This is a genomic window from Flavobacterium sp. ZT3R18 (genome assembly GCF_007097385.1).
Classification (GTDB): Bacteria; Bacteroidota; Bacteroidia; order Flavobacteriales; family Flavobacteriaceae; genus Flavobacterium.
In genome coordinates, this window is sequence record NZ_VJZS01000052.1 from 1 (window position 1) to 2,467 (window position 2,467).

3 protein-coding genes are annotated in these 2,467 nt (G+C 33.3%); all 3 read right to left on the reverse strand.

Translation table 11 applies throughout. The features are described 5' to 3' along the window. Nucleotides 1-83: 83 nt before the first annotated feature. Complete coding sequence (locus FNW52_RS20470) at nt 84-893, reverse strand: trypsin-like peptidase domain-containing protein (RefSeq protein ID WP_185966054.1); 810 nt, start codon at nt 891-893, stop codon at nt 84-86. Nucleotides 894-1,135: 242 nt separating this feature from the next. After that, a complete protein-coding gene (locus tag FNW52_RS20475; RefSeq protein ID WP_143379324.1) occupies nt 1,136-1,555 on the reverse strand; it encodes a hypothetical protein in 420 nt (139 codons plus the stop codon). An 8-nt stretch (nt 1,556-1,563) separates the two neighbouring features. Beyond that, nucleotides 1,564-2,467: T6SS effector amidase Tae4 family protein (locus FNW52_RS20480; protein WP_143379325.1), on the reverse strand; the 904-nt coding region annotated here is incomplete at its 5' end.

Genomic DNA, 2,467 nt, shown 5'->3' on the forward strand with positions numbered 1-2,467 from the left:
TACGAGACCCGTACGTACGGTGGTGTGAGAGGCGCACTCCGTCAGTTTCTGGCGGAGCCGTCTACTCGATTATGGGCAGTTCTTTATGGTAAACTATCAAAAATCTTTTCTAAATATTCAGCTTTCCATAATGCTCCATAAATAAACTCATATGAATGCGAAAAAACTCCCATAAACTTGGCTGTCCCTCCTCCGCTAATAAAGCCTTCCGCACCATCTTTAAACAATACTTTGTCGTTTGGTTTAAAATAAACTGGTGAGCCAGACATTCCCTTATATGTTAAAGCGTCAACCCAAACAATTGGTTTACCTTCTTGGTCATAATCGGGTTCAGATGCTAATAAACCTGACTTCCAAATTGGGAAAAAAGGTGCACTTTTCATTCCCTTTGGAAATCCTAGAATAAAAACTCTTTCAGATGTTGTAATTCTGACTTGTTCATACACAGATGTTTTATAATTTACGGGATAAATTTTCGCTTTTATAGTATCATTAAGCGGTAATTCAACTACATCAACCATTTCATTTTTAATTTTATTCTCATACCATAATTTATTCCCTTTTTTGTCAAATAAATTTTCTGTTGAAATAGTATAATTTCCTAATATGTTTGCATTGTGAACTATCTTTATTTTATTTGGAGCTATTGGAAATTTAGGATCAAGCCATTCATTGTTTGTTGGATTTCGATTTGTCACAACATGATAATTAGTTACAAGATAATTTCTTGTTTTTGATTTAATGACAAATCCTGTAGCAGAACCTAAAAAAGTTGAGTCATTAAATAATTCTATATAAAGACTTTGTACGGATTCTGGTTGAATAACCTTATTTTGTGAAAAAGCACTTGTCTGTGCAATGAAAGCTAAAATAAATATGTATTTTTTTTTCATGTCTTGATGATGTTGATTAGAATTGCCCATAACGTTCCCGCGCTCTTGCGATGGTGGGGATTATAGAAGCCTTGTTTTTCGGTTATTCACTGTTTTTTTCAAGTACAAGACCATTTTCAAAGTAAGCCTTAAACCCCACTATTGCAAAGCGTGTGTTGCAAGAGGTTTTTTTGTTTGTTTTTTTATTTTTTTTTAAAGCAGTTTTAGAATTGTTCTAAAACTGCTTTTTTTTAAAATTTGAATTATTTCAAAGAGTTGCTTTCTACTTTCAAATGTTTTCTATTTTCAGATTTCGCTATTGAGTCAAGCCATTTGCTATTATAAGTGCACAAACATTCAGAAAAAACATGTTTTCCATCTGAACCTTCAGCTTTTCTGCCTATCGAATTTAAAGAATCTAGTTTTATTTTTTTTGCCGTAATCCGAGCCAAACTATCAACAAAGAAATATTTCTCTCCTAATATTAATTCTCCATAACCGCTTTTGTCAATTTCAAAAAGTTTTTTGATTTCTTTTGAATTATCAAATCCGTGATTAAGACAAGCAGCAAAATAGGCAAACTTAAATTCTTCAATGTAAATATCTTTGTCTTTTTTACTGTTTCTAATTGTGGAACAGCTGAAAAGGAACAAAACGCATAATAGATAAGTTATATTTTTCATGTTATTTACTATTTAAGTTCCCAAAATAATATTTCTTTAACACCTCCTGTAGCTCCAAAATAACAACCACCATCACAACTGTTTGCAAAGAATAAATCGGCGTGTCCTGAAGCACTAAATCCTGAACTTCCTTGATTATTTGGGATTAATATATAAATACCTTCTTTACCTTGTAATAAAGTTGGGAAATTTACCCCATTAGTTCCACCTTGTGCACCAGTTAAATGGTTAGAACCAGTTGGGATGCCAAATGTCTTTTTCATCCATGCCATTAGATTCGCCGCACCTAAAAAATAGTATTTGTTATCCGCCCCTTTAAATGTCTTACCTGATATATTTGGAATAATTACTCCCGAATAGTTTAATGCTTTTGAAACTCTTATAGCACAGGTATTACCATTCGAAATTGGATTGGCATTATAGATACTTAAGGGCATCCCTCCAACAGAATTAAACATTTGAGATGGTGTTGTATACAAAGCGTCTGTATGGGATGGATAGTTCAATAGAAAATTGCTGAACTTTGGCAAATTCTGTTGTTGAAAAGTCAAATTAGGGTTTTCCCAAAATGAGGCATCATACTCTCCGTCTTGTCCCTCAGAACTTCCCATAAACCAGTTTCCGAATTGTTGTAGAGTTACATTTGGATTATTTCTAATAAAATCCCGCCCCCATATCGCAAAATCAGGATTAAGTATCATTTGAACAATAATTTCTACAGCAAACCTTTTAGCCTCAACCATATCATTATTAGCTAATTCTTGTGCTTTAAGAAAGTTCCAAAGCGGATTCACCATACTACGATTGTTGTTTAACCAATAAAACTCACCTGATCCAAGATTTAGCTCTTTCTCAAGTACTCGGAGTCTAAGTGATAAATTTGCAAATCCTATAAATCCTTCGGGCAGCAAT

Coding starts and splice junctions, on each gene's coding strand:
- FNW52_RS20470 (WP_185966054.1), bottom strand. CDS start 893: ATGAAAAAAAAATACATATTTATTTTAGCTTTCATTGCACAGACAAGT.
- FNW52_RS20475 (WP_143379324.1), bottom strand. CDS start 1,555: ATGAAAAATATAACTTATCTATTATGCGTTTTGTTCCTTTTCAGCTGT.